This window comes from Streptomyces sp. NPDC040410, from assembly GCF_055595715.1.
On the sequence record NZ_JBVIVK010000005.1, the window covers coordinates 37,160 to 63,219 of the forward strand.

Annotated in this window: 19 protein-coding genes and 1 pseudogene; 18 read left to right on the forward strand and 2 right to left on the reverse strand. The window is 73.8% G+C overall.

From position 1 onward, the window contains the following. Positions 1–28: 28 nt before the first annotated feature. Positions 29–181, reverse strand: a complete 153-nt coding sequence (locus ACZ562_RS12400; RefSeq protein WP_471176993.1) for a hypothetical protein — start codon at positions 179–181, stop codon at positions 29–31. Positions 182–345: 164 nt separating this feature from the next. On the opposite strand from ACZ562_RS12400, the gene pgfA reads away from it, so the two are divergent. From pgfA to ACZ562_RS12455, 11 genes and pseudogenes are all read left to right on the forward strand, one after another. Beyond that, entirely contained in the window at positions 346–1,335 is a 990-nt protein-coding gene (gene pgfA / locus ACZ562_RS12405) for a cell envelope lipid trafficking protein PgfA (protein ID WP_471176996.1), read from the forward strand. Positions 1,336–1,531: 196 nt separating this feature from the next. Beyond that, complete coding sequence (locus ACZ562_RS12410; protein ID WP_471176999.1) at positions 1,532–2,716, forward strand: glycosyltransferase family 4 protein; 1,185 nt, start codon at positions 1,532–1,534, stop codon at positions 2,714–2,716. Beyond that, positions 2,713–3,486 carry a class I SAM-dependent methyltransferase gene (locus ACZ562_RS12415; protein ID WP_471177002.1) on the forward strand — a complete coding sequence of 258 codons (774 nt, stop codon included), beginning with the start codon at positions 2,713–2,715 and terminating at the stop codon, positions 3,484–3,486. The genes ACZ562_RS12410 and ACZ562_RS12415 overlap by 4 nt, the downstream gene beginning before the upstream one ends. Continuing rightward, entirely contained in the window at positions 3,483–7,631 is a 4,149-nt protein-coding gene (locus ACZ562_RS12420; RefSeq protein WP_471177859.1) for an alpha-(1->3)-arabinofuranosyltransferase domain-containing protein, read from the forward strand. Before ACZ562_RS12415 ends, ACZ562_RS12420 begins: the two co-directional genes overlap by 4 nt. Next, positions 7,628–8,995, forward strand: coding sequence for a condensation protein (locus ACZ562_RS12425; protein WP_471177004.1), 1,368 nt, complete (start codon positions 7,628–7,630; stop codon positions 8,993–8,995). Before ACZ562_RS12420 ends, ACZ562_RS12425 begins: the two co-directional genes overlap by 4 nt. Continuing rightward, positions 8,992–9,729, forward strand: a complete 738-nt coding sequence (locus tag ACZ562_RS12430; protein WP_471177008.1) for a class I SAM-dependent methyltransferase — start codon at positions 8,992–8,994, stop codon at positions 9,727–9,729. The genes ACZ562_RS12425 and ACZ562_RS12430 overlap by 4 nt, the downstream gene beginning before the upstream one ends. A 22-nt stretch (positions 9,730–9,751) precedes the next feature. Beyond that, entirely contained in the window at positions 9,752–10,657 is a 906-nt protein-coding gene (locus ACZ562_RS12435) for a hypothetical protein (RefSeq protein ID WP_471177862.1), read from the forward strand. Further along, a complete protein-coding gene (locus ACZ562_RS12440; RefSeq protein WP_471177011.1) occupies positions 10,654–10,878 on the forward strand; it encodes a Trm112 family protein in 225 nt (74 codons plus the stop codon). The genes ACZ562_RS12435 and ACZ562_RS12440 overlap by 4 nt, the downstream gene beginning before the upstream one ends. Continuing rightward, positions 10,875–11,699, forward strand: a pseudogene (locus tag ACZ562_RS12445) (FkbM family methyltransferase); the annotation flags it as partial. The gene ACZ562_RS12440 and the pseudogene ACZ562_RS12445, both read left to right, overlap by 4 nt. Further along, the gene (locus tag ACZ562_RS12450; protein WP_471177013.1) at positions 11,677–12,267 is read left to right on the forward strand and encodes a hypothetical protein; all 591 of its coding nucleotides are present in this window, start codon (positions 11,677–11,679) and stop codon (positions 12,265–12,267) included. The pseudogene ACZ562_RS12445 and the gene ACZ562_RS12450, both read left to right, overlap by 23 nt. A 286-nt stretch (positions 12,268–12,553) precedes the next feature. Beyond that, on the forward strand, positions 12,554–12,961 hold the full coding sequence (locus ACZ562_RS12455; protein ID WP_471177015.1) for a hypothetical protein: 408 nt from the start codon (positions 12,554–12,556) through the stop codon (positions 12,959–12,961). Positions 12,962–12,995: 34 nt separating this feature from the next. On the opposite strand, the gene ACZ562_RS12460 is transcribed toward ACZ562_RS12455, so the two are convergent. Continuing rightward, positions 12,996–13,868: an ATP-grasp domain-containing protein gene (locus tag ACZ562_RS12460; RefSeq protein ID WP_471177018.1), complete on the reverse strand. Its 873-nt coding sequence runs from the start codon at positions 13,866–13,868 to the stop codon at positions 12,996–12,998. 300 nt (positions 13,869–14,168) lie between these two features. On the opposite strand from ACZ562_RS12460, the gene ACZ562_RS12465 reads away from it, so the two are divergent. The 7 genes from ACZ562_RS12465 to ACZ562_RS12495 all read left to right on the forward strand — a co-directional run bounded on the left by ACZ562_RS12465 (position 14,169) and on the right by ACZ562_RS12495 (position 26,048). After that, on the forward strand, positions 14,169–15,650 hold the full coding sequence (locus tag ACZ562_RS12465) for an acyl-CoA synthetase (protein WP_471177020.1): 1,482 nt from the start codon (positions 14,169–14,171) through the stop codon (positions 15,648–15,650). Beyond that, entirely contained in the window at positions 15,643–16,974 is a 1,332-nt protein-coding gene (locus ACZ562_RS12470) for a carboxyl transferase domain-containing protein (protein WP_471177023.1), read from the forward strand. Before ACZ562_RS12465 ends, ACZ562_RS12470 begins: the two co-directional genes overlap by 8 nt. A 135-nt stretch (positions 16,975–17,109) precedes the next feature. Next, positions 17,110–17,460, forward strand: coding sequence for a CU044_2847 family protein (locus ACZ562_RS12475; protein ID WP_471177026.1), 351 nt, complete (start codon positions 17,110–17,112; stop codon positions 17,458–17,460). After that, positions 17,457–19,121: a VMAP-C domain-containing protein gene (locus ACZ562_RS12480; RefSeq protein WP_471177029.1), complete on the forward strand. Its 1,665-nt coding sequence runs from the start codon at positions 17,457–17,459 to the stop codon at positions 19,119–19,121. Before ACZ562_RS12475 ends, ACZ562_RS12480 begins: the two co-directional genes overlap by 4 nt. 33 nt (positions 19,122–19,154) lie before the next feature. Beyond that, positions 19,155–20,186 (forward strand): AAA family ATPase, encoded by a 1,032-nt coding sequence (locus ACZ562_RS12485; RefSeq protein WP_471177032.1) that lies wholly within the window; start codon positions 19,155–19,157, stop codon positions 20,184–20,186. Further along, positions 20,176–24,834: an SAV_2336 N-terminal domain-related protein gene (locus ACZ562_RS12490; protein ID WP_471177035.1), complete on the forward strand. Its 4,659-nt coding sequence runs from the start codon at positions 20,176–20,178 to the stop codon at positions 24,832–24,834. The genes ACZ562_RS12485 and ACZ562_RS12490 overlap by 11 nt, the downstream gene beginning before the upstream one ends. 176 nt (positions 24,835–25,010) lie before the next feature. Next, positions 25,011–26,048, forward strand: coding sequence for a rod shape-determining protein (locus ACZ562_RS12495; RefSeq protein WP_471177037.1), 1,038 nt, complete (start codon positions 25,011–25,013; stop codon positions 26,046–26,048). The last annotated feature ends 12 nt before the right edge of the window (positions 26,049–26,060 follow it).

A 26,060-nucleotide genomic window follows, 5' to 3' on the forward strand; every position in this document is an offset into this window, starting at 1 on the left:
CCGGCGCGCCCCTCCGGCTGGGCACGGGTCAACTCCCCTGGCCGGCTTGCCCGTACGTGATCAACGGCGTGTTCGGCTGGTCGGGCCGCGCCTCGAGCAGCGCGACGACGCCGAGCGCGGCGCCCACGGCGAGCGCGGCGGCCAGCGCCACGGTGAACGCTGCGGCTAGCAGTCTGGACATCGCAGGGTCAGCCTCTCTGTACGGAGGTCGTCCCACCCCGGTGCCCCGCCCCTGCCCGTCCGGCCCAGTCTCGGCAGACATTGACACTGAGTCAAGGGGCGCCTACGGTTCCCGGCCCATAGAGCGGCCAGAACTCCGTCATCTCACGCCCCTGGAGTGCCCGGATGCGCCGTACAGCCTCACCCCTTTCCCTGATCCTGCTGGGTCTCGGCACGTTTCTGCTGGTCCTGGCTCCGCTGCTGGCCTGGTACGTGACGCCGCGGGCCGCAGTGAATCCCATCGACATCGACACCACCGCCGTCTACCGCGGCACCGGCAGCGTCTTCGACACCGAGCAGGGCGAGACCGTGCCTGACCAGCGGATCACCGTCACCCAGCGGGTGCGGGGCAACGTGGAGGACAGCGAGCGCGGCGGCGACACCGCCGTCTGGGACGTGACGACCACGGTCGACACCGACAAGACGCTGCCGGCCGCCGACCCGCACGACGCGCTGGACTTCGTCCCGCACCGCTGGGTCATGGACCGCAAGACGACCAAGCCGGTGCACTGCTGCGGGGAGACCCCTCACATCGAGGGCGAGGCCTACCTGAAGTTCCCGTTCGACGTGCACAAGCGCTCGTACCGCTGGTGGGACAACTCCCTCGGCGCGACGGTCACGTTGCACTACCGGGGCACCAAGAGGGTTCAGGGCTACACGGGTTACCGCTTCACCGGCACGGTCGCGCCGGCGAAGGTCGACACCCGGCTGGTGCCGGGCAGCATCGTCGGCCTGCCGGACCGGCCGCGGGTGCTGGCCGAGGAGTGGTACTCCAACCACGGCCTCGAACTGGTCGTGGACCAGCGCACCGGCCGGGTGATCTACGCGCAGACCGGACCGAAGCGAACACTGCGGGCACCCGGCGGGAAGAAGGACGCGGTCGTGCTGCTGGACAGCCGGAAGATCGCCTTCACGGCCGAGACGCAGCAGGAGGCCGTGCGACAGGCGAAGCAGGACAGCGGTCAACTGCGCACGATGGGCGAGACGTTGCCGGTCGGTGCGGCTGCGGCCGGATTCGTCCTGACGGTCATGGGCGGCGTTTTGGTGGCACGAGGGCGGCGACGCCCCGATCCGACCGAAGCACCCGATACATCCAGGGTCCCTGTCATGATGTGACGTGACGTCAGCTCTAACAAAGCCGGGAAATTGTCATCTCGGTGAGTAGCCGTGACGAACGCGTGGGCGAAAACTGTCCCCTCCCACCCCAGCACAGCCCGTGCACACCCACCTCGTGACAAGCCCTGAATCCCCCCACAGGAACGCAACCTTCCCCCACGCTGAGTTCCGCACCCCGAGACGAGTTGGAGCACCCATGCCCCAGCACGTGCCGTCCCCGCTGCGCGCCGCGTTTCCCCGGGCGTCGCAGCACACCCCGGCGCCGACCCCTCCGCGCCGAATCGTCTTCCTCGCCCACCGTGACCTGGACAATCCCGCTGCCGGCGGCTCCGAACTGCTGGTGGACCGGCTCGCCGACGGACTGACCCGCCTCGGCCACCAGGTGACCCTGCTGTGCGGCGGCCCGGCGTCCCCCACTCTCGACTCCGCTCGAGCGGGAGGTGCCCCCATCCGCGACTACCGCGTCGTCTCGGCGGGCGGCGAACTGGGCCACTACCTGCGCGCCCGCTCGGCCTTCACCCGCCAGGTCGGCGACTGCGACCTGCTGGTCGAGGTGTGCAACGGGATGCCGTATCTGGCGCCGTTGTGGCACCGCGGCCCCACACTGTGTCTGGTCAACCACGTCCACACCGACCTGTGGAAAATGCGGTTCGGCGGCCCGCTGACCCCGGCCGCGCGGATCGGCCGAAGACTCGAACACTGGGCGCTGACCGGTGCCCAGCAGCGGAATCTGCTGGTCGCCGTCTCGCCCTCGACCGCCCACGCGCTGCGCGGGATCGGCGTCGAGCGTGACCGCATCCGGGTCGTGCACAACGGCGTGGAGGAGCCGGGACCCCGCGCCGGCCGTTCGTCCGAGCCGCTGTTCGTGGCGGTGGGCAGACTCGTCGAGTACAAGCGGATCGACCTGCTGCTGAGGCTGTGGGAGCGGGTGCGGCCGGTGACCGGAGGCCGGCTGCTGATCGTCGGGGACGGCCCCGAGCGGGAGCGCCTGGAGCAACTCGCAGGCCCCGGAGCGGAGTTCACCGGTCATGTCTCCGAGGCGGAGAAGCACCGGCTGCTGTGTGCGGCCTGGCTGCTGCTGCACCCCTCGGCCGTCGAGGGCTGGGGCCTGGTGGTCACCGAGGCGGCGGCGCGCGAGACCCCGGCGATCGCCTTCGACGTACCCGGGCTGCGCGACTCCGTCGCGGACGGCGAGACCGGCGTCCTCGCCCGGGGCGAGTCCTCCTTCGCCGCGGCCTGGTGCACCCTCGCCCTGTCGAACCACCGTCGCGAGCTCATGGGCAAGGCCGCCCGCGACCGCGCGGCGCGCTACCGCTGGCACCGCACGGTCAGACAGTTCCGCGCGGTGGCGGCCGAGGCGGTGAGGAGCTGGGCTCCATGACAGCCGACGCCGGCTCACGGTCCGGCCCCCGTGCGGGTACCGGCCCGAAGGACCCCTCCATACGCCGTTCCCTCGCCCTCTTCCGCGCCTTCCTGCACGAGCAGGAGGACCCGGAGTCCTGTTACGCGCTGCTCGCCCGGGACGCGGTCGACCAGGTCGAGGCGTACGACGGCCCGGTCGCCGGCCGCACGGTGGTCGACGTCGGCGGCGGCAGCGGCTGCTTCACCGAGGAGTTCCGGCGCAGAGGCGCCCACGCCCACCTCTTCGAGCCGGACGCACGCGAGCTGGGCCCGAAGCCGCCCGACGGAACGGTGATCGCCGACGGCTATCTGCTGCCCCTGCGCGACGGCGTCGCCGACGTGACCTTCTCCTCCAACGTGCTCGAACACGTGGCCGATCCGCAGACCTTCCTCAGCGAGCTGGCGCGGGTGACCCGGACCGGCGGGCTGATCTACGTGTCGTTCACGAACTGGCTGTCCCCGTGGGGCGGTCACGAGTGGGCGCCCTGGCACTACCTGGGTGCCGAGCGGGCCCGCGCCCGCTACCGGCGCCGTACCGGAAGGCCCGCCAAGCACACCCTCGGCGAGAACCTGTTCCCCGTGCACATCGGGCCCACGTTGCGGCAGGTGCGCGCCCGGGACGACGTCACGGTCGTCTCGGCGCGCTCCCGCTACTGGCCGTTCCTCGCGGAAACCGTCGTCAAGGCGCCCGGTATCCGCGAGGTCGCCACCTGGAACCTCCTCCTCATCCTCCGGCGGTGTCCACCATGACGACGTCCACGGTCCAGGCCCCTCCTCCGTCAGCGGTCCCCACCACCGCGGCCTCGTCGGGCCCGCCGGAGGGCCCGCGGTCGAGGCGCTGGCTGCTGGGTTTCTGGGCCGTGGTGTTCGTGCTGTTCCTGGTGGTGCACCCGGGCCGGCAGACCTTCGACACCAAGCTCTCAGTCACCGTCGACCCGGGCCGGTTCCTGTCGGACCTCGGCCAGTTGTGGCACGACCGCGGGTCCTTCGGCGGGATCCAGGACCAGTACGTCGGCTACCTGTGGCCGATGCTGCCGTTCCACTGGCTGTGCGAGGCCGCCCTGCGGATGCCGGTGTGGCTGACGGAGCGGCTGTGGCTGTCGCTGGTGGTGTCGGTCGCGTTCTGGGGTGTGCTGCGGCTGGCCGAGCGGCTGCGCATCGGCAGCGGCACCTCCCGGCTGCTCGCGGCCGCTGTGTACGCGCTCTGGCCGGTGTTCACCATCGTCGTCGGCTCCACGTCCGCGGCCGCGCTGCCCGGCGCCTTCCTGCCCTGGGTGCTGCTGCCGCTGGCCGACGAGCGGTACAGCGCCCGGATCGCGGCGCTGCGCTCGGCGCTGATCGTCCCGTTCATGGGCGGGGTCAACGCCGCCTCGACGCTGGCCGCCCTGCTCCCGGCCGGCCTCTTTCTGCTCTCCCGCCCGCCCGGCCCGCGGCGGCGCAAGCTGCTCGCCTGGTGGGTGCCCGGCGTGATCGTGGCGACGGCCTGGTGGTGGATTCCGCTGCTGCTGCTCGGCGTGTACGGCGAGAACTTCCTGCCGTACATCGAGAACGCGCGGACCACGACGGAGACCATGTCGGCGACGGAGGCACTGCGGGGCGCCGGTGACTGGGTCGCCTACCTGCACTTCGGCGAGGCCTGGCTGCCCGCCGGCTGGACCGTCGCGGCCTCGGTGATCGTGATCGTCTGCTCGGCGCTCGCGGCCGGGCTCGGCCTCGCGGGCCTGGCCCGACGCGACATGCCCGAGCGCCGCTGGCTGGTGCTGACCGTGGTGACGGTCGCCCTCGTCCTGCTCGCCGGGTACGGCGGCGCGTTCGGCGCCCCCTTCCACGGCGTCGCGCAGGACTGGCTGAACGGCTGGCTCGTCCCGTTCCGCAACATCTACAAGTTCCAGGTCGGCCTCGCCCTCGCGCTCGTCCTGGGCCTCGCCCACCTGGTCGGCGTGGCCGCCGAGCCGCGGGGGGCCCCGCCGGTGCGCGGCCGGCGCTTCGCCCCGCCGATCGCGGCGGTCGTGGTGCTCCCCGGTCTGCTGTGGCCGTACTTCAACGGCTCGATCCTCAACCCGGGCTCCTTCCAGGAGCTCCCCAGGTACTGGCAGGCCACGGCCGACTGGCTGGAGAAGTACTCCCCCGACTCCCGCGCCCTGGTCGTCCCGGCGACCGCGCACGGCCTGTACACCTGGGGCTCACCGATCGACCAGCCCCTGGACGTCCTCGCCGGCTCCCGCTGGGCGCAACGCGACTACGTCCCCTTCGGCACGCCCGGAAACCGGCGCGCGATGGACGCGGTCGAGCAGGCACTGCGGAGCGGGAGCGAAGTCCCGGGTCTCGCCGACTACTTGAGCCGCGCCGGGATCCACTACGTCGTCGTCCGGGGTGACCTCGACCCCGACCAGATCGGGAACGTGCCGACCGTGACCGTGAGGCGGACCCTGGAACAGTCGGGGTACGTGCGCACCAAGGGCCTCGGCCCGGTCATGACCGGCGGCCGGATCGCCCATGCCACCCCGCTCCAGGCCGAGGGGCTGTACCCGCGGCAGCGGGCGGTGGAGATCTACCAGCCACCGGCGGACACGCCGCGCCCCGGCCAGGCCGGGCTGGCGCCGGTCGCCGACACGGCCGTCGTGTCCGGCGGACCGGAGGCGCTGCTGCCGCTGGCGTCCGAACTCCGCGGCCGGCCCACCGTGCTGACCGGCGACAACCACCCCGGGGTCGGCTCACCGCCGCTCCAGGTGGTCGGTGACGGGCTGCGCCGCGCGGACACGCGGTTCGGGCTGGTCGGCGCCAACACGTCGTATCCGTACACCGCCGACGAACGCAACGCGCCGGACGCCTCCCAGGACGCTGGCAGGAAACCGCACCAGATCCTGCCGACGCAGGGCATCGCCCACCAGACGGTCGCCGAACTGCGCGGCGCCCGTTCGGTCACGGCGTCCTCGTACGGCAACTGGCTCTTCCATCTTCCGCAGTTCGACCCGGTGAACGCCTTCGACGGCAACCCGGGCACCGCGTGGGTGGAGGGTGCGCCGGGTCCGGCGGACGGCCAGTGGCTGCGGATCGCCTTCGCCGACGGCGCCTACGACATGCCGTCGTCGTTCAAGGTCACTCCGCTGCCGCAGGAGAGCGTGCGGTCGGCGGCGACAGAGGTGCGGGTGGAGACGCAGAAGGGGTCCGTGACCAGCTACCTCGAGCCGAACGGCATGCCCCAGACGATCAAGGCCCCGGCCGGGGCGACGAGTTGGATGAAACTGACGGTCACCGACTCCGTGGCCCGCCGCCCGGGTCTGACCGGCGCGGGCTTCTCCGAGATCGGCCTGCCGGACGTCCAGGTGACCCGCCTGCTGCGGCTGCCCACGGACGCGGACGACGCGCAGGCCGCCGCCTCGGTCGTCTCCCTGCACCGCGCGCCCGACCCCACCGGTCTCTCCGCGACCGGCACCGAAGCGGGCCTGCACCGCCGCTTCTCGACGCCCACGGCGGGGACCTACGAGGTGTCGGCGAGCGCGGTGCCGATCCCGGGCGAGGAACTCGACAGGCTGCTGTACGAGGTCGCGCCCGACCAGCAGAACCGGATCACCGCGACCGCGGACTCCACCGCGAGCCTCGGCGCCGGACTGTCGGCGCGCAACCTCACCGACGGCGACCTGACCACCGCGTGGGTCGCGGGCGACCGCCCGACGATCCACCTGCGCTGGAACGGCGAACAGCCGGTCGGTGAAGTGGTGCTGGCCCCCGCGGGCGGCCTGTCGACCCGCCCCACCGAGGTGTCCATCAGCTCCCCGGACGGCGCGGCGATCGCCGGCGCCGACGAGAACGGCGTGGTCCGCTTCGACCCGGTCACCACCGACCGCCTCGACATCACGATCACGCAGACGGCCCCGCTGACCCTGCATAACCCGGTCGCCGACGAGGACCTGCGACTGCCCGTGGGCCTCACGGAGGCCTACGTCCCGGCCCTCGACCGGTACCGCACCCCGCAGCCCAAGGGCACCCGGAAGTTCTCGCTGCCGTGCGGGCGGGGGCCCGTGCTGGCGGTGGACGGCGAGCTGTACCGGACCAGTGTGAAGGGGACGGTACGGGACCTGACGGAGCGGCGGCCGGTGAAGGTGACGGTATGCCAGGAAGGGCGTGCCGACACGGAGTTTGAGCTGACTCCCGGTTCGCACCGCGTCGAGGCGGGCGACGCCGGCCCGCTGACCCTCACAGACGTGACGCTCACCCGCGGCACGGTCACGGAGCCGACCCCGCTCGCCCGTGAGCTGCGGACACGGGACTGGCTCGGCGACCTCCGCGAGGTGACGGTCGGCTCCGGTGCTGCCGTCTACCTGACGACGTACGAGAACTACAACGACGGCTGGCGGGCCACGCTGAACGGCAAGGAGCTCACCCCGCTGCGGCTGGACGGCTGGCAGCAGGGCTGGCGGATCCCGGCCGGGGCGGGCGGCACGGTCAAGCTGTCGTACGAGCCCTCGACGACGTACGACGCCGGGCTGATCGGCAGCGGAGTGGGCCTGGCCGCCATGGTCGGCCTGGTCCTGTGGCGGCGGCGCGCCCAAAACCCCGACGAGCCGCAGCCGCCGGCGCCGGCGCCCGGCCTGTGGCTGGGCACGGTGGCGCTCACGCTGGTGGCCGTCGTGATCGCCGGGTGGTTCGCCCTGCTGGTCCCGGCCCTGGCCGTGCTCGCGTACCGACGGCACGCGCTGCTCGTGCCGATCGCGTTCGCCGCCCTCGCCGGAGCGGGGATCGCGGCGGCGACGGGGGCCGGGGAGCCGGTGGCCGCGGGCGGGGGCGCGTTCGGGCACGTGGCCCAACTGCTGGCGCTGATCGGGTTGTTCGCGGGGGTGGTGAGCGTCCGGGAGCCGGAGCCGGGGCCGGACGGGAGAGGTGAGGAGACATGACCGCGGCGCGGCATCCGGCACGCATCCCGTTCCCGGTCGTGGACGAGGTGGCCCGGCACTGCATGCAGGAGGAGGAACCGGAGACGGTCCACATCGAGGTCCACCTCCCCGGCCACCTCGACCCGCCCCGTCTCCGCAAGGCCTTCACGGAGGCGCTGCACCGGCATCCGCGCATCCTCATGCGAGAGGCCTGTGGCGGCTGGTACCGGCGCCGCTACGAGTGGGAGCTGACGGCCGAGCCGGACGTGGACGCGGTGAGCTTCCCGCCGCCGGGGCGGAACGCGCTGCGCGACGCGAGGACGCGGGCCCTCGTCGAGGCACCGCCACTGTCGGCCTCGCCGCCGGTACGGCTGGAGGTGGTGGAGGGGGCGGGGCCGGTGGAGGGGAGCGAGGCGACCGATGCGGTCGGTGAGGTGCGTACGCGGATCGCGGGCTCACCGGACGGTCCGCAGCCGGGTCAGCGAGGCGGAACCGTCCTCTTCCTCACCATCAACCACACCGCCCTGGACGGCCCCGCCTGCCTCCGCGTCCTCGCCACCGCCGCCGAGCTCTACAGCGGCAGGGACAACTCCCCCGCCGCACTCCCGACCCGCACCCCGGAGACCCCGCATCCCCGCGAAGGCACCCCCTCCAACTGGTCCCCGCCCGCCAGGGTCGCCCCCGGAGCGCCCGAACCCTCGCCCGGCAACGGCCTGCTCGTCACCGAACTCCCCCTCCCCCACCGCCCCAAGGGATCCCCTTACACCGTGAACGACCAGCTCATGGTCACGACCGCGCTGATGATCGCCCACTGGAACAGGGAACACGGCGCGCGGCCCCGCCCGCTGCGCATCACCATGCCCGTGGACGACCGCCCCCGAGACACCACCATGCCTATCGGCAACGGCACCCGCCTGGTCGAAGTCACCTTCTCTCCGTACGAGTTGATGCACGCCGCGGACGACATGCCGTCGCTGCTGCGGCGCACGGCAGCCCGTACCCGCGCCCTCAAGTCCCTCCCCCGCCCCCAGCTCGGCCACGGCGCCGCCCTCCTCACCGCGCCCGTCACCCCTGTGGCCTGGCGGGCCGCGCTCACCCGGGGCCTGCGCCGCGCCGCCGCGCCCTGGACGTCCACCACCCTCCTCAGCAACATCGGCCGCATCCCCTACGCGCTGGACTTCGGCGAGGAGGCGGGCCGCGCGCACGCGGTGTGGTTCTCGGCGCCCGCCAGGATGCCCCGCGGCCTCACCGTCACCACCGCCTCCACCGCGGGCCGCCTCCACCTCGCCCTGCGCTGGTCGCGCGCCCTGCTCAGCCACGGCGACGGCACCCGCCTCCGTGACCTCTTCGAGCACTGCCTGCACACGACGGAGGCGACCCCATGACGACCGGCACCCCCGTGAAACGCTCCGTACTGTGCGACTTCTACGAGGATCCCGCCGTCCCCGTCGCCTCCGGCACCCCCCGCAGCCTCCGCCAGGCCCGCATGCTGGCCACGGCCCTCGGTCCGGACACCCGGACGACGCGCACGATCCTCGACATCGGCTGCGGCGACGGCACCGCCGCGGCCACGGCCGCCCCGCTCCTGCCCGGCCACCGCCTCGTCGGCCTCGACTGGTCCCAGGACGCGCTGGGCCGCGCCCGTACCCGTATCCACTCCGCCGTCCGGGGTGAACTGGCCGACGGGACTCTTCCGTTCAGGTCCGGGTGCGCCGACGCGGTGCTCTTCAGCGAGGTGATCGAGCACCTCGTCGACCCGGACGCCGCCCTCGACGAGATCCGCCGTGTGCTGCGCCCGGGGGGCCACCTCATGCTGTCCACCCCGAACCTGGCCGCCTGGTACAACCGCGCCCTGCTGCTGGCCGGCGTCCAGCCCGTCTTCTCCGAGGTCAGCCTGCGCGCGATCCACGGCCGGCCGGGCCGCGAGGTCGTGGGACACCTGCGGCTCTACACGGCCCGCGCACTGCGGGAGTTCGTCACCGCGGCCGGCTTCGAGGTTGTACGGCTCGAAGGCGCCCCCTTCCACGGCGTACCGCGGCCGTTGCGGCCGCTGGACCGGCTGGCCTGTGCCAGACCCCCGCTCGCCTCGATCCTGCTGCTGCACGCGCGGAAGACCTAGGGGCGCCGCCATGTGGTGGGGAGTGGCCGCGGCCCTTCTGGCGAACGTCCTGTACAGCACCGGATTCGTGCTGGAGAAACGGGCCCTCGCGGCCCTGCCGCAGGTGAGCATCCGGCAACCCGCCCGGCTGCTCGGGCTCGTCCTGCGCAGCCCGCTGTGGATCGGGGGCTCGCTCGCGCTGGCCGCCGGGTTCGGCGCGCAGCTCGCCGTGTACCGCACACTGCCGATCGCCGCCGCGCAGGGCATCTTCGTCTCCGGCCTGGTACTGCTCGTGCTTCTGTCCGCCCGGCTGCTCGGCGAGGAGACCACCGGCCGCGAGCGGTACGCGCTGGCCGCGATCCTCGCCGCGATCCTCATGGTCGTGCTGTCGCTGCGCGAGGGCTCGGACAGAGCCGGCCAGGACGCCCCCTACCCACTGATCCTGCTGGTGTGCGTGCCGTCGCTGGCGGCGGGCGTGTGGCTGTACGGGTCCGCCGAGCGCCGCTCCCGCCACCGCCACCGGTTGCCGACCACCGGCGTCGAGTACGGCGTGGGCGTGGGCCTGCTCTACGGCGTCAGCTCGCTCGCCATCAAGGGCGTATCCACGTATCTGTCCGCCGGTGACGTGGGCGGTGCGCTGCTCGGCGTGCTCCGCTCCCCGTACCCGTACCTCCTGCTGCTCACCGGAGCGTTCGGCCTGGTCATGTCGCAGGCGGCGCTGCAGCGCTGCCGGGCCTCGCTGATCGTGCCCGTGTGCACGACGGTGACCTGCCTGTTCACGGCCGTGCTCGGCACGCTCTCTTTCGGCGAGTCGCTTCCGCACGACCCGCTGCGGCTGGCCCTGCGCCTGGCGGGCACCGCACTCGCGGTGACCGTGCTGCTGACCATGCCCAGGCACGACACGGCTCCCCAACCCCCCATAGGTGCCAAGGAGTTGACACCACCGTGAACCCCGAAGACCCACTCCTGAAGATCCTGGCGTGCCCGCTCGACAAGGGCCCGCTGCACCTTCTCGTACCGGACGGGCCTGCGAGAGCCGAGGCCCTCTACAACCCGCGGCTGCACCGCCGCTACCCCGTCGTCGACGGCATCCCGCAACTCCTGCCGTCCTCCGGGGAGCAGGTCTCGGACGACGAGCACGAGGAGCTGCTGAAACGGATGTCCCCATGACGGCCGCGCCCACACTGGCCGCCCGCCTGGCCGCTCTCCTCCCGGCCCGCCTGGTCGCCGCGGCCGCCAAAGCCGTCTACCCCCGGTTCGAACCCCAACTGGCCCGGCTCGGCGAGCTGTGCCCGGCCGGCTGCGGCACGGCCGTGGACGTCGGCGGCTGGTACGGCCCGTGGACGCGGCGCCTGTCCGGACGGGCACGCCAGGTGGTGACCGTCGAACCGGTCCCCCACCTGACCCGTCTCCTGACCGCCGCGGGCCCGGCGAACGTCCGCGTGATCCAGGCCGCCGCCGCGGACCGTCCCGGCACGGCCCGCCTCTGGCTCCCGCCGGGCGACGCGGGCGACCGGGGCGTGTCGTCCCTGGTCCGCCGCGACATCCACGGCCACGCGATGGAGGTGCCCCGCATCACCCTCGACGACCTCGGCCTGCGGGACGTCGGCTTCATCAAGGTCGACGTGGACGGCAGCGAGCTGGCGGTGCTGCGGGGCGCGACGGCACTCCTGGCCCGCGACCGCCCGGCCCTGTTCGTCGAGCTGGAGTCCCGCATCCAGCCGATCGCTCCGGTACTGACCTACCTCTCGCTGCTGGGCTACGACGGCTGGGTGCTGCCGCACGACAGATGGATCCCGCTGGCCTTCTTCCCCTTGGAGGCTCACCAGGCGAGGGCCTCGTACGTGGCCTCCCAGGGCCTGCTGCGCCGCGTCCTGTCCTTGCGGGGCCCGCGCTACGTCAACTCGGTGCTGTTCCTGCCGGACGGGCGGCGTCCGGGCTCGTCCCCGGTGCGCGACGATGGTCCCCATGCCCTCCGGAAAGCCCCCCGTCGGCCCCTTCACCCCCGACCACTTCCAACTGGTCCTCCTCCGCCGGATGGCGGACCACAACCCCGGCCTCGTGGAGGACGCCCGCCGTCGACTGGGCGCCTCGATGGCGGACATGCGCCAGGCGAACAAACGCTGGCAGGCGATGCTCCGCTCCCCGCGCGCCCGCGCCGCCGCCTCCCGCTACCGCTCGGTCCTCGGAGCTCCCGAGTCGGTGACGGCGCGCAGGATCGGCGACCTGCAGTGCGAGGCCCGGCAGTGGTCCCTCCCGCTCTGGCCGGACCTGCGCTTCGAGGTGCTCGTCGCCCCGAACGGCGCGGTCTGGAATGAATGGCTGGTCCGCGCCCCGGGCGCCCCCGCCCCCGAGCTGCACACCCTGGAAGACCTCACCCCCTGGTCCTGCACGGTCGACGAGGCGGCCCGGGCCTTCGCCCCCGCAAGGCCTCTGGAGGGCACGGCGCCGACCCGCTGGGGGCTGGCGTTCACGGCGCCGGACGGGGAGGGGGTGCGGCGGGAGGTGGTCGCGGAGTTCACGTGGGGGTTGCTGCAGCGGGTGGCTGCCGCCGGCTAGTGCCACGTCAGCCAAGGTTTGCCCGGCAAGGAGCGGCGTCCGGTGCGTGCTCTCGGCGTGCCGGCCGGAAGTCCTCGTACTGGACGTACGTGGGCTTTCGGCCGGTGCGGCGAGTGGGCGCACCTCCCACGCCCTTGAGGCAGTGGGGGAGCGTGCCGGGCGTCGCGACGGGGCGAACCTTGGCTGACGCGGCACTGGTGCAACGTCAGCCGCACTGGCCGGGCAGCCCCTGGTGGTTGTGCTTGCGGACTGCGAAGCTTGCCCGCACGCCCAACGAGGAGGCCCTGTGCTCTACGCGGAACCGATGGCCCGAGCCGTACTGGCACCCGCCGCGCGTGAACTGCTGCGACAGTCGGCCGACGGCCGGGAGCACACCACAACGGTCCCCTTCGGGGGAGACGACTTCACCCTGTACGGCCACGTCAGGGTCCGCCGGACGGCGCCCGGCCGAGCCGAGGTGGCCGTGGCCTGCTGGCTCGTCAATATGGACCTGGCCCGCTTCGTCGGCGGCAACCCTCCGGCCACGGACGAAATGCGGCTTCCGCCGGAAGGGACAGCCAGGCCGGACGGCGCGTTCACCGTCGAAGCGGCCCGCCATCTGGCCACCTGCCTGGGCGCCCTCGACGGCCCCCGCCCGTCGGCCAACGGCGACGGCCACCGCACCATGACGGTCCCCGTCACCCACCCGGAGTGATGATCAACCACAAGGTCGCGCCAACCCGGCACAGCTAACGGGTAGCGGCCGCCAGGATCGCCGCCACGACTGCCTGCACCGACTCAGGATGCAGGTCCAAGAAGAGGTTCGGCTCGACCAACTCCAGTTCCATCACGCGCGGTTCGCCGTTGTCCCCGTCCACGAGGTCCACGCGGGCGTAAAGGAGCTCCGGTGCCTCCGGTACGGCGGCCAGGGCGCGCTCCGCGACGGCGACTTCGGCCGGGGTCGGGGTCCAGCGCTCCAGGCCGGGGTGGGCGACCTTGTCCGCGTCGAAGGCCGTGCCGGGGGCCAGGACGGCCCGCTTGCGGCTGGCGTGCAGGAGGCGCCCGCCGAAGAACTGCAGCGCCCGCTCACCGGCGGTGTCGATGCTCCGCAGGTATGGCTGGACCATCGCCGTCAGCCCCTCCTCGCGCATCCGCGCGAGGTGTCGTACGGCCGTCTCCCGCTGCCCGGGCGTGTAGCGCGCCGCGTACCGGGCGCCCGCCCCGGAGGTGGGCTTGACGACATAGTCGTGGTCGTCGGGCAGGTCGGCGGCGTCGCCGGGGGCGAGGTAGCGGGTGGGGACGACGGGTATGCCGGCAACCGCGAGGTCGCCGAGGTACCGCTTGTCGGTGTTCCAGCGCACGACCTGGGCCGGGTTCGCGAGCCGTGTCGCCTTGCCGCACCGCTCCGCCCACGCCACGAACTCCTCCGCCCGCCAGCTGTAGTCCCAGGTCGACCGGATGACGGCGAGGTCGTAGGCGGCCCAGTCGGTGTCGGCGTCGTCCCAGAACACGGCGTCCGCCTCGGCCCCCGCCTCCTCCAGTGCCCGCAGCAGGACGGGGAGGTCGCGGTCGTGGCTGGGCTCCGGCCGGGGGTCGTAGGTGACGAGGGCGACGCTGGGCACGGCTGGTTCCCTTCTCGGACATCTCGTGAAGCCGCAGGGTAACCGTCGCCCCCGCACCCGGGACAACCCATTTGGCCTTCCCCTTCGGGGAAGCCCCGGCATCGGAGAACCCCATGGCCGCGTTCGCGCGGGACGCAGAAGGGCTGGTGCACCGGGACGGCCTCGCCGGTGATCCGCAGGCGGGCGACGGGCTGACGGTCAGGTGACCCAGATCAATCTCCGACGACGGCAGATTTCTCTGGCGCTGGTGTAGGAACGGTGGTGTTGTGACCCAGGCCCCGACCTTCGAGGAGTCGCCGCGTGTCCTCCCTCTTCCCGGCCCTGACGCACGCCCCGGGCGAACAGGTCGCCCTGCGCTTCGGCGACCGGTCCCTGACCTACGCGCAGCTCGCGGCGGCGGCCGGGGCCGTCGGCGACCGGATCCGCGGGGCCGGCCGTGTCGCCGTCTGGGCGACCCCCTCGCTGGAGACGGCCGTGGGGGTCGTCGGCGCGCTGCTGGCCGGACCGGCCGTCGTACCGCTGAACCCGAAGTCGGGGGAGAAGGAGCTCGGTCACATCCTGTCCGACAGTGCGCCGACGGTGGTGCTGGCGGCGCCGGATGACGAACTCCCGGCCGCTGTATGCGACATCGAGCGCATCGACGTCGACGTGCACGGTGCCGGACCCGCCCCCGACGACCGGTCGGCCCCGGACGAGGACCCGGCCCTGGTCGTCTATACCTCCGGCACCACCGGCCCGCCCAAGGGCGCCGTCCTCCCCCGCCGGGCGATCTCCGCCACCCTGGACGCGCTCGCCGACGCCTGGCAGTGGACCGTCGACGATGTGCTCGTGCACGGGCTGCCGCTGTTCCATGTGCACGGCCTGGTGCTGGGCGTGCTCGGCCCGCTGCGGCGCGGCGGATCCGTACGCCACCTGGGCCGCTTCGGCACCGAGGGCGTGGCGCGCGAACTGAACGGCGGCGCGACCATGCTGTTCGGGGTGCCGACGATGTACCACCGCATCGCCGAGACCCTGCCCACGGACCCAAGGCTGGCCAAGGCGCTGAGCGGCGCACGGCTGCTGGTCTCCGGCTCCGCCGCCCTCCCCGTGCACGACCACGAGCGCATCACGGCCGCGACCGGCCGACGGGTGATCGAGCGGTACGGCATGACGGAGACGCTGATGCTGTGCTCGTCCCGGTGGACACCCCCGGACCCCCGGCCGGGTGTCCGCGCCGAGGGCGAGGCACGGGCGGGTACGGTCGGCGTGCCGCTGCCGGGCGTGGAGCTGAGGCTGGTGGAGGAGGACGGGTCGGCGGTCACGTCGTACGACGGTGAGACCGTCGGAGAGATCCAGGTGCGCGGGCCGAACCTCTTCACCGGGTACCTCAACTTGCCCGACGCCACGGCGGCCGCCTTCACCGCCGACGGCTGGTTCCGCACCGGGGACATGGCCGTGCGCGATCCTGACGGCTACGTCCGGATCGTCGGCCGCAAGGCCACGGACCTGATCAAGAGCGGGGGCTACAAGATCGGGGCCGGTGAGATCGAGAACGCTCTCCTGGAGCATCCGGGGGTGCGGGAGGCCGCCGTCACCGGGGAGCCCGACGCCGACCTGGGCGAGCGGATCGTCGCCTGGATCGTCCCGGCGGATCCGGAGGCCCCGCCGGGTGCCGAGGAGTTGGCCGATCACGTGGCCGGCCGGCTCGCCCCGCACAAGCGGCCGCGGGTCGTCCGCTACCTCGACGCCCTCCCCCGCAACGACATGGGCAAGATCATGAAGCGGGCGCTGAGCCATGACTGACCGCCTCTCCGCGCGCGACACCCTCGCGCTCGTCACCGACGACTCGGCCTTCACCGAACTCCCGTATCCCGCCGGGGACTCCAGGCCCGACGGACCGCTCACCTGGCGGGGCTACGACGCCTCGCGGGCCCGTGCCGCCGAGCGCACCGGTGAGGCGGAGTCCGTCGTCTGCGGCACCGCGCGTGTCGAGGGCACCCGTGCCGTGCTGATCGCGTTCGAGTTCGGCTTCCTCGGCGGCTCGCTCGGCGAGCGCACCGGCGACCGGCTGGAAGCGGCGTACACGTACGCCCGTGAGCACCGGCTTCCGGTCGTGCCGCTGGTCGCCACCGGGGGCAGCCGGATGCAGGAGGGCATGCTCGCGCTGACCCAACTCCAGCGCGTGGCACGGCAGTCGGCGCTCACGAGGGAGGCGGGCCTCCCTCAGATCGCCGTGCTGCGGGACCCGACGACCGGCGGCGGCTGGGCCACGCTCGGCGCGGGCGCCGACGTGATCCTCGCCCTGCCCGGCGCCCAGGTCGGCTTCGCGGGCTCCCGGGTCCGGCCACCGTACGCGGACCCGGCGGCGTACACCGCCGAGGCGCAGGTGGCGGCGGGCGCGGCCGACGCGGTCGTACGGCCTGGGGAACTGAGGCGGTCCCTGGGGCGGTGGCTGAACCTGCTGATGTCCCCCGCGGGGACGGCAGCCCCGCCACCACAGGCTCTCGGCGCCGCCGGCCTCCCGGCCTCCGGCTGGGACGCCGTCCGGCGCGCCCGTTCACCCGAACGCGCCCGCGCGGCCCGCTACTTGGACGCCTACTTCACCCACCGCGTCTCGATCAACGGCGACCGCTGCGGCGGCGCCGACCCCGACGGCATGCTCTGCGGCTTCGGCGAGCACGAGGGGCGGACCGTCGCGTACGCCGCCCAGACCGGGACCGCGACCCGCCCGGCCGGCTACCGCACCGCCGCGCGGCTGATCCGCCTCGCCGACCGGCTCGGCATCCCCGTGCTGACCCTGGTGGACACTCCCGGCGCGGCCAACGACGCGGAGGCGGAGCGGCAGGGTGCGGGCGCCGCGATCGCGGACCTGTTCGGAGCGGTGGCGGCGGCCCGCACCCCGGTCACCACCCTGGTGATCGGCGAGGGCGGCTCGGGCGGTGCGCTGGCGCTGGCCGCTCCGGGCAACACCTGGGCCACGCCGGACAGTTACTTCTCCGTCATCGCGCCGGAACTGGCCGCGGCGATCCTCAAGCGGCCGCCGGAGGAGGTGGAGGCGACGGCGGACCAACTCCGCATCCGGCCGCAGGACCTGGTGGACCTGGGTGTGATCCGGGGAGTGATATGACATAGCACGCTCCCCCGTCCGACTGGTTTCGGCCATGTCGGCGATTCCGGCGCAATCGAACCCGGGACATCTTCAAGTACCGTCCGTAACAATGAGGTTCAGCGGAGTCACACGGCACGGGGGAGCGAGCAGCTCATGGACGGCTTGACGGAGTTCAAGACCGAGGACGGCGCGCTGGTCGTCGTGGAAGGTGTCGACGAGGAGTCCGGTGCCCGTATGGTCTCGCGCGGCGACGGACCGGACCGGGCGGCACGCACCTTCGAGGGCGCCCTGGACGGCGTGCGGGCGGCGGCCGAGTCCGCGCTGCGGGTCTTCCGGAACGGCTCGCTCAGGCCCGACTCCGTGGAGCTCGAGTTCGGCGTGAAGCTGAGCGCCGAGGCCGGGGCGGTCATCGCGAAGGGCTCGGCGGAGGGCCACCTGGTCGTGAAACTCAGCTGGTCACCCGGGCAGACACCGTCGGACACGGAGGCCGCCGGCCGGTCATGAGCAACGCTGCCTGGCACGCCCGGATCGTCTGCGGGAACGAGGTGGGCGCGGGCTTCCTGGTCTCCGCACACCGTGTGGTCACCTGCGCGCACGTCGTCAGGGGAAGCGGCACGTCGGCGGTGACGGTGTCCTTCCCCAACAGCAGGAATCTCGGCCCGGTGCCCGCCACCGTGGCCGTCCACGGCGGCTGGTCGGGCGACGCCGCCGATCCCGGCGACCTGGCCGTCCTCGAACTGGACCGCGAAGTGCCGCTGGAACCGGCCGAGTTCGCGCCGCCCGGCGCCGAGCTGGGCGAGCCCGCCCCCACCCTGGTCGCGTACGGCTTCCCCAAGGGGTACGACGAGGGCATGCTCGCCCGGTATCAGGCCGTGCCCGGCGCGCTGGTCTCGGACGAGTGGCGGCAGCTGGAGGCCGCCACGGCCCACGGGCAGGCCCTGGCACCCGGGTTCAGCGGCGCCGCGGCGACGCTCGCGGACGGCAGGGTGGTCGGCATGCTGTCGACCGTCGTGGGCGCACGGGACGGACGCGTCGGGCGGATGCTGCCCACCCAGGTCATGGCCCGCTACTGGCCCGAACTCGGCGCCCTGGTCCCCACCCCCGACCACGGGCCGGACGCGGTACGACGGCTGTACGGGCTGGTGCGCCGGGCGGTGACCGAAGGAGCGGACTGCGATCCCAGCCGGCTGTACGTCGATGCCGTGGGCCCCTTCGGACCGCCGCTGCCGGAGGGCGGCTTCGCCTCGCTCGGGGCGGCGGCCGGGTATGTGCAGTGGGAGGTTCCCGAGGGCGAGGCGGTGACCCGGTTCGCCGACCGGCTGCAGGAGGTGCTGGACGCGCCGCCGGCGCGGCCCGCCGCTGTCCCGGCCTGGTCCCCGATCCTCGTCGAGATCGACCACAGCGGCGCCGGCGCCGACCAGGTCACCGTCGAGGTGTCCGCGTACCGCGACGGACAGCGCAGGCGGGTCGGCTCCCACCGCCTGCGCCGCTCGGACGTGCGGACCTACGTCCAGGAGCGCATCGACGAGGCGTTCACCCAACTCGCCCCGGACGCAGACGAGTTGATCACGTTCGTGCTGCCCCGCGAGTGGCTCAACGAGCCGGTGGCGCACTGGGAGTGCGGCGCGTACGACTCCACACCACTGGGCTGCGCCTACCCCCTCGTCGTCGTGGACCGCTCCCGGCACCGCAGCGGGCGGCTCCGCCACCAGCTGGCCAAGAAGTGGCAGAAGCTGGACGCCTGCCTGGACGCCCGTCTGCACCGCGTCGACTGCGGCACCCCCGAGCGGCCGCCCAGCCTGCGCAAGCGGCTGCGCGACGACGACGCCGACCTGGCCGGCTTCGCCTTCCCGCCCGCCACCGCGCAGCCGCACTTCGAGGTCGGCCTGAACACCCCGGTGCCGGTCCTGCTGTGGCCGCGCACGGGCTGCCCCGACACCGGGCACGGCGGCCCCTGCTCCGGCTCCGCGTTCCTCGACGAGCTCGCCGGCTCCGTCACGGGCGTGCCGCCCGCCGAACTCCCCCGCCACGTCATGGCGTTGCGCGAGACAGCGGACGCGGACGACGACCCCGACCGGCACTGGGCGAAGGACGTACAGCTGCTGTGGGACGACCCGCGCTGCTTCCCCGAGCCCGCCGCCTCCCTCCACTCACCCGTCGCCTGAGTTGCCTGCCCCACCCCCACGGAGAGAAGATTCATGCCCCTGTGGCCCGTCTACACCGGCACCAGCGATCCACACGACGGCATCACCCGGCTGCCCCCGCCCCCGCCCTGGCGCGCCTTCGACGGCGCACCCGTGCTCGACCTGCCGGACGAGGGCGACGCGGCCTCCGCCGCCTCCCCGGACCGCACCCACCGCGCCGAGACGTACCGGGCCACGCCGCAGACCGTGCAGCTCGTCAACGCGGCCCTCTACCTGCGCCGCCCGCTCCTGGTGACCGGCCCGCCCGGCACCGGCAAGTCCTCGCTGGTGTACGCGGTCGCCCGTGAACTGCGCCTCGGCCCGGTCCTGCGCTGGAACATCACCAGCCGCAGCACGCTCGACGACGGCCTCTACCAGTACGACCCGCTCTCCCGGCTGTACGCGGCCCGGCAGGCCACCGAGCGCACCGCCGGGGACGCCGGGGACACCCCGCAGACCGGCATCGAGGACCACCTGCGCCTGGGCCCGCTGGGCACCGCCCTTCTCCCGTACACCCGCCCCCGCGCCCTGCTGATCGACGAGATCGACAAGAGCGACCTGGACCTGCCGAACGACCTCCTCAACGTCCTGGAGGAGGGCCAGTACGAGATCCCCGAACTGGTCCGCACCGCGCGCCGCACCCCGAGGGCCGAGGTGATGGTCGACGGCACCGACGAGCGCGTCCCGGTGGAGCGCGGCCGGGTCCGCTGCCGCGCCTTCCCGTTCGTCGTCCTCACCAGCAACGGCGAGCGCGAGTTCCCGCCCGCCTTCCTCCGCCGCTGTGTCACCCTGCGGCTGCGGCAGCCCGACGACGGCCATCTCACGGCCATCGTCCGCGCCCACTTCGACGAGGAGCCCGACGCCTACGCGCAGACCCTCATCACCCGCTTCCTGTCCCGGGTGGGCGGCGGCGACCTGGCCACCGACCAGCTCCTCAACGCCATCTACCTGGCCCGCTCCTCGGACCTCGGCGCCGAGTCCCTGGACGAGCTGGCCGAGCAGCTGATGCCGTATCTGGGCGAGGCACCGCAGGCCGATGCCTTCTGACCACCCCGGCTCACCGGAACCCCTGGTCCGCCTCGCCGACGTCCTGGCCGAGGCGGCTTCCGGCGTCCGCCCCACCCCGCTCGAACTGGCCGAACTCCTGTGGCTGGCCCGGCACATGGAGACCCCGGCGGCCGAGCCCGCGGCAGCCTCCGCGCCGCAGGCCCCCGCCGAGGACGTACGCCCGCCCGAACCCCCCGAGGAGACACCGCCGCCACCGCCACCAGCACCCGAGCCCCGGGACAGGGCCCCTTCCCCTCTCCCTGAGGCTCCCCGCTCCCCGCTGCACCTGCCCTCCCCGGAACGGGCCCCCGGATCGACGGCCCAGCCCCACGCCTCCCTGCTCGCCCCCGCGCCCCCGATGCTGCGCCACCCGCTGGGACTGCAGCGCTCCCTGCGTCCGCTCAAGCGCCGCGTCGACGCACCCACCGGCCACGAACTGGACGAGCGCGCCACCGCCGACCGCATCGCCCGCCTCGGCGCCGCCCCCGAGTGGTGGCTGCCGGTCGTGCGGCCCGCGCGGGAACGCTGGCTGCGCCTGAACCTGGTGTACGACGCCGGCCCCACGATGCCCGTCTGGCGCCCCCTGATCCGCGAACTGCACACGGTCCTGGCCCAGTCGGGCGTCTTCCGCACGGTGACCCCGTACCGGGCCGAGCCCGACGGCACGGTCCGCGGCGAGGGCGCGCACGCCCCAGCCGACGGCCGCACCGTCACCCTCCTGATCAGCGACTGCATGGGCCCGCAGTGGCGCCAGGGGCCCGCCGGCACCCTCTGGTACCGCACGCTGCGCCGCTGGGCGCGCCGGATGCCGCTGGCCGTCGTACAGCCGCTCCCGGAACATCTGTGGCGTGACACCGCCCTGCCGACGGCACCCGGGCGGCTGACGGCGCCCCATCCGGCGGCTCCCTCGGCGGCACTCGCGTTCTCGCCGTACGAGCCGCGGGAGGCGCACGAACCGCGGGAGCCGCACGCCGCCACGGTCCCGCTGCCCGTGCTGGAGCCCGGCCCGCGGTGGCTGGCGAACTGGGCGGCGCTGCTCGCGGCACCGGGCGGCACCGAACTGCCCGCCGCCGTCGCACTGCTGGGCCGCGCCTCCGCCGCCTCCGCCGCCTCCGAGGACCGTACGGACGTCGGCCGGCTGTCCGCCGAGGAGCTGGTGCTCCGCTTCCGTGCGACCGCGTCCCCGGAGGCGTTCCGGCTGGCCGGACACCTCGCCGTCGGCCGCCCCGACCTGCCGGTCATGCGCCTGGTGCAGGCCGCCCTGGAGCCGGACCCGCGCCCCCAGCACCTCGCCGAAGTGATCCTCAGCGGCATGCTCACCACCGTCCCCGGCCCGTCCGGCTCCTACGCCTTCCGGCCCGGCGTGCGCGATCTGCTGCTGCGCGGCCTGCCGCGGACCGCGCGCAGCCGCACCACGGAACTCCTGGACCGGGTGGGCGGCCTGATCGACACCCGGGCGGGACGGGCACCGGGCGAGTTCCGCGCCTCGACACCGGCGCGGTCCGGCACCCGGACGGGGGTGGACGGGGAGGCGTTCGCGACGGTCGCGCCGGAGAGCGTGCGGCGGCTGGCGGGAACGCCGGCGGACCCGCGCCCGGCGCTCCGCGACCGCTACCGGTTCGTGAAACGGCTCGGGCCGAGCGGTTCCCTGTGGCAGGCCGAGGACGTCGAGCAGGGGCGGCCGGTGGTGGTGCGGCTGCACTCCGCGCCGGACGACCGGGAGCACCTGGACGCCTTTCTGCGGGCAGCGGAGGCGCTGGCAGCCGTCGACCACCCGAACGTGGTGGCCGTCCACGACCACGGAGTCGAGGACGGCACACCGTACGCCGTCATGGAGCACGTGGCCGGCATCCCGCTGAACTCCCTTGCCTCACCGGGTGGTTACCGCCTCCCGGCACCGCTTCTGGTGTCGCTCGGGCGGCAGCTCGCCGAGGGTCTCGGGGCCGTCCACGCGGCCGGCGTCTCGCACGGCGGACTCGGAATGAGCCGAGTGCTGCTCCTGCCCGACGGGACGGCCAAGCTCACCCTCTTCGATCTCGGGAAGCTGCCCGCGCAGCAGGGGAAGCGGGCCGACCTCCGGGCCCTCGGCGAGCTGCTCTTCCACCTCTCGTCCGGTGTCCCGGCACAGCGGGGCACACCCGTCACGGCCGACCGGCTCACCGCTCTCCCGGACTCCTTGCGGTCCCCGTACGAGACCGCCATCGTCCGGCTGCTGTCCGGTCCCTGGGAGCAGGAGGAAGGCTCACTCGTTCTTCTCGCTCGCGGCCTGCACCGCATGGCGCGGTCGGCTTACGACCCGCTCCACTACACCCTCCTCGGCCGCCCCTCCGTCAGCCGGGGGCCCGGCCGCCCGCTCGCCGTGGGCTCCCCGCAGGAGCAGGCCATGCTGTGCATGCTCCTGCTCCGCCACGGCCGCACGGTGACCCATACCGAGCTCACCGAGGGCATCTGGAGCCGGCAGGCCCCCGCACGCGCCGACGCCCTCCTGGGCACCTACGCCTCCCGGCTGCGCAACGCCCTGGGCCCCGGCGTACTGGCCACCCGGCCGGACGGCTACGCCCTGCACACCAGCGCGGACTTCGTGGACGCGGTCCACTTCCGGCAGCTGGCCGACCGTGCGGAGGCGGAGCGCGCCGCGGGGAACACGGAAGCCGCTCGCACGCAGGCGGACGAAGCCCTCGGCCTCTGGCACGGCACGGCTCTCGACGGCGTCCCCGGCCCGGCCGCGAACGCCGCCCGCACCCGGCTGCTCCAGCTCCGCCTCTCGCTGTGCGCCACCCTCGCCGAACTCGATCTGGAACTGGGCCGGTCCGAAAGCGCCGCACATGACCTGACCGACCTGGTCCGGGATCATCCGGACCGCGACGACTTCCGCCGGCTGCTCGCCCGCGCGCTCGACGCGGGACCCGACACCCCCCGGCCCGCCCCGCCCGAGCGGCTCCGCCCCGTGATCGTCTTCGAGGCCGACGACCTCGCCGGCCGCCCCGAGGCCCGTATCACCCTCGAATACGCGGTGCACCAGATCCTCGACCGGGCCGCCCTCGCCCCCCGCGAGGTACACGTGCGCGACAACGGCTACCTCGTCCTCGCCGAACCCGGCGCCTACGCACTCCCGGTGCTGGTCGCGGCCCTGCGCGGGCTGGCCGAGGCCCTCGCGGGACTGGCCGGCCCTCCGCGCTTCCGCGTGACGTTCTGGCACACGCCCCTCTTCACCGACGACGCCGACGGACCTGTCGTGCCGCCGGAGGTCCTCGCCCTCCGCGAGAGTTCGGCCGCCGACATCCTGGTCGTCGTCTCGCCCACCTGGTACGAGGAGTTCACGGCCAGCTCCGCCGCGCTCGACCCGCCGCGCTTCCAGCCGCTGCACCGCAGCGCGCCCGACGCACCGCCGGTGGCCTGGTACTGCCCGCTGTCCGGGTCGGCCTCCGAGGCCGAGGACCGGGACCTCGTGCGGGGTCCCTTCATCACGCACGACCTCCACCAGCTGGGCATTCCGGCTCCGGGCCGCAAGGCGATCGTCCACACCCAGCCGGACGGCCCGCTCACCCTGCTCAACCCCGCCCGGCCGCACGGCACCCGCCCGCCCCGGCGCACGACCTACTACGAAGTCGACCTCACCACCCACCAGGCCTTCCACACCGTGTCCCTGCCGAGCTCCGGCAAGGGCGCGTTCGCCGCCGCGGTCGAACTGTCCTGGCACGTCGTCGACCCCGTCACCTTCGTACGGAGCGAGGCCACCGGCGTGTCCGGGCGTCTGCTCGACCACCTGCTGGACGCCGCGGGCCGCATCACCCGCCGTCACCCCCTGCGCCGTGCGGGCGCCGCCCAGCGCGCGGTCAACGCCGGGCTGCGCGGATGGCCGGTGCCGGGGCTGGCGATCTCGTACTCGGTGCAGCTCGCCCCGGAAGGGACACCGCGGCCGGCGCCGCAGCGGTCGGCCCCCTCGCCCCGCCCGCCGTCCGACCTGCTCGGCGAGGCCGAGACCGTCCTGCTCGGCTTCGACGGGCCCCTCACCCGTCTGTTCTCGGCGAACACCGCGCGCGAGGCCGCGCTCGACCTGCTCTCCGTCGTCGCCGAGCACCGCGATCCGAAGGACGCGCTCGCGGGCCGGCCGCTGCCCACCGCGGCCGGCGCGGGGCGGGAGACGTTCCTGCACCCGCTGGACGTGCTCCGCGCCTTCGCCCACGACGGACTCGGGCCCCTCCTGCGGGAACGGCTCGACGAGCTGGAGCTGCGGGAGGTCCCTCACGCGCCCACGACTCACCACTCCATCGCCCTCGTACGCGCCCTCCACCAGGCGGGCCGCCGGGTCTGCGTGGTCACGGACGTCTGCGAACCGGCCGTGCGCGGCTATCTCGAGCGCTACCGTCTCCCCCTCGCCGGCGTCCACGGCCGAAACACGGACCTCGGCCTGCTGATGCCCGACCCCGACTGCCTTCGGCGGGCTCTGGGCTCCCCCGCCGTGCCCGCCCCCACGGGCGTCCTGATCGGCTCGACGGTCGCCGAGCTCACAGCCGCCCAGCAGCTCGGCCTCCGCTTCATCGGTCTGGCCCGCAACCACACCGCCGAGCAGGGCCTGCGCGAGGCCGGCTGCGAGGTCACGGTCTCCTCCCTCGCCCCTCTCCTGGAAGCCGCCCGCGCCCTCTGACCTTCCCCGCCTTCACGTCGCACACGAGCACCGCGGACCCAGGAGGCAAGAACCCCCATTCAGCGGCGCCCCGCCCGGCCCACCCCATCGCGCGCCCGCCCGGCCGTCCCCGCACGATGCCAAAGAGGCCTGCCGTCCGGCGGCCTCCACGGTCTGCGCACTCGGGAGGACCTGCCATGACCGCCAGTCTGGAGCAGCTGCGCCGCTGCCACTTCGCCGTCGACCTGGGCGCGGCGAGGACGCGGGTGTACGTGAAGGGCGCCGGGCTCGTCGTCGACCAGCCGTCCGCCGCCGCCGTGAACACCCGTACCGGCGCGCTGATCGCGGTGGGCGAGTTCGCCGAGCGGATGACGGGGCGCACCCCGCACTACATCCGCGTCGTCCGGCCGGTGTCCGGCGGGACCGTCGTGGACATCGAGATGGCCCAGCGCATGCTGCGGCACCTGCTCGGCGACAAGATCCGCCGCAGCCTGCGCCGCAAGCCCCGGCTGCGCGCCGCCGCCTGCACCCCGCACGACGCCGACCCGCTGGCGCAGCGCGCCGCGATCGAGACGCTCGTCGGCCTCGGTGCCCGCCGCGTCGAACTCGTGGACACCCTCATCGCCGCCGCCGTCGGCTGCGGACTACCGGTGGAGCGGCCCGAGGCCACCATGGTCATGGTGTGCGGGGCCGCCGCAACCCAGGTCGCCGTCCTCTCCCTCGGCTCCATCGTGACCGCCGAACGCGTTCCCGTCGGCGGCGAGGCCGTCGACCACGCGATCGTGCAGCACCTGCGCCACGAGCACGAGCTGATGCTGCCCAGCCAGTCCGTACGACCGCTGCAGCTCGCCCTCTCCGGCAACGGACTCACCCAGCAGGGGCCGGCGTCCACGGAGATCCACGGGCGGGACGTGGCCACCGGCCTCGCACGCTCCGTGCAGGTCGACACCGCCGCCGTCCGGGACGCGATCGAGACCCCGCTGACCGCGGTGCTCGACGGCATCGGCAGGGTGCTGCGCGACTGCCCGCCCGATCTGGTCGCCGACCTCGCCGACCGCGGGATCATGATGGTCGGCGGCAGCGCCCTGCTCCCCGGCCTCGACCAGATGCTCCGGCACGCCACCGGCATGCCGGTGCACATCGCCGAACGTCCCGACGTGTGCGCCGTACAGGGTCTGGGCTACATGCTGGAGGGCAAGATCGAGCCACTGGTCCTGGACCCACTGGCGGGCTGAACAGCGCGCGTC

What these genes read in the sequence shown, in the direction of transcription:
- ACZ562_RS12400 (WP_471176993.1), bottom strand. Translation starts at nt 181, where the DNA reads ATGTCCAGACTGCTAGCCGCAGCGTTCACCGTGGCGCTGGCCGCCGCG.
- pgfA (WP_471176996.1), top strand. Translation starts at nt 346, where the DNA reads ATGCGCCGTACAGCCTCACCCCTTTCCCTGATCCTGCTGGGTCTCGGC.
- ACZ562_RS12410 (WP_471176999.1), top strand. Translation starts at nt 1,532, where the DNA reads ATGCCCCAGCACGTGCCGTCCCCGCTGCGCGCCGCGTTTCCCCGGGCG.
- ACZ562_RS12415 (WP_471177002.1), top strand. Translation starts at nt 2,713, where the DNA reads ATGACAGCCGACGCCGGCTCACGGTCCGGCCCCCGTGCGGGTACCGGC.
- ACZ562_RS12420 (WP_471177859.1), top strand. Translation starts at nt 3,483, where the DNA reads ATGACGACGTCCACGGTCCAGGCCCCTCCTCCGTCAGCGGTCCCCACC.
- ACZ562_RS12425 (WP_471177004.1), top strand. Translation starts at nt 7,628, where the DNA reads ATGACCGCGGCGCGGCATCCGGCACGCATCCCGTTCCCGGTCGTGGAC.
- ACZ562_RS12430 (WP_471177008.1), top strand. Translation starts at nt 8,992, where the DNA reads ATGACGACCGGCACCCCCGTGAAACGCTCCGTACTGTGCGACTTCTAC.
- ACZ562_RS12450 (WP_471177013.1), top strand. Translation starts at nt 11,677, where the DNA reads ATGCCCTCCGGAAAGCCCCCCGTCGGCCCCTTCACCCCCGACCACTTC.
- ACZ562_RS12470 (WP_471177023.1), top strand. Translation starts at nt 15,643, where the DNA reads ATGACTGACCGCCTCTCCGCGCGCGACACCCTCGCGCTCGTCACCGAC.
- ACZ562_RS12475 (WP_471177026.1), top strand. Translation starts at nt 17,110, where the DNA reads ATGGACGGCTTGACGGAGTTCAAGACCGAGGACGGCGCGCTGGTCGTC.
- ACZ562_RS12480 (WP_471177029.1), top strand. Translation starts at nt 17,457, where the DNA reads ATGAGCAACGCTGCCTGGCACGCCCGGATCGTCTGCGGGAACGAGGTG.
- ACZ562_RS12485 (WP_471177032.1), top strand. Translation starts at nt 19,155, where the DNA reads ATGCCCCTGTGGCCCGTCTACACCGGCACCAGCGATCCACACGACGGC.
- ACZ562_RS12490 (WP_471177035.1), top strand. Translation starts at nt 20,176, where the DNA reads ATGCCTTCTGACCACCCCGGCTCACCGGAACCCCTGGTCCGCCTCGCC.
- ACZ562_RS12495 (WP_471177037.1), top strand. Translation starts at nt 25,011, where the DNA reads ATGACCGCCAGTCTGGAGCAGCTGCGCCGCTGCCACTTCGCCGTCGAC.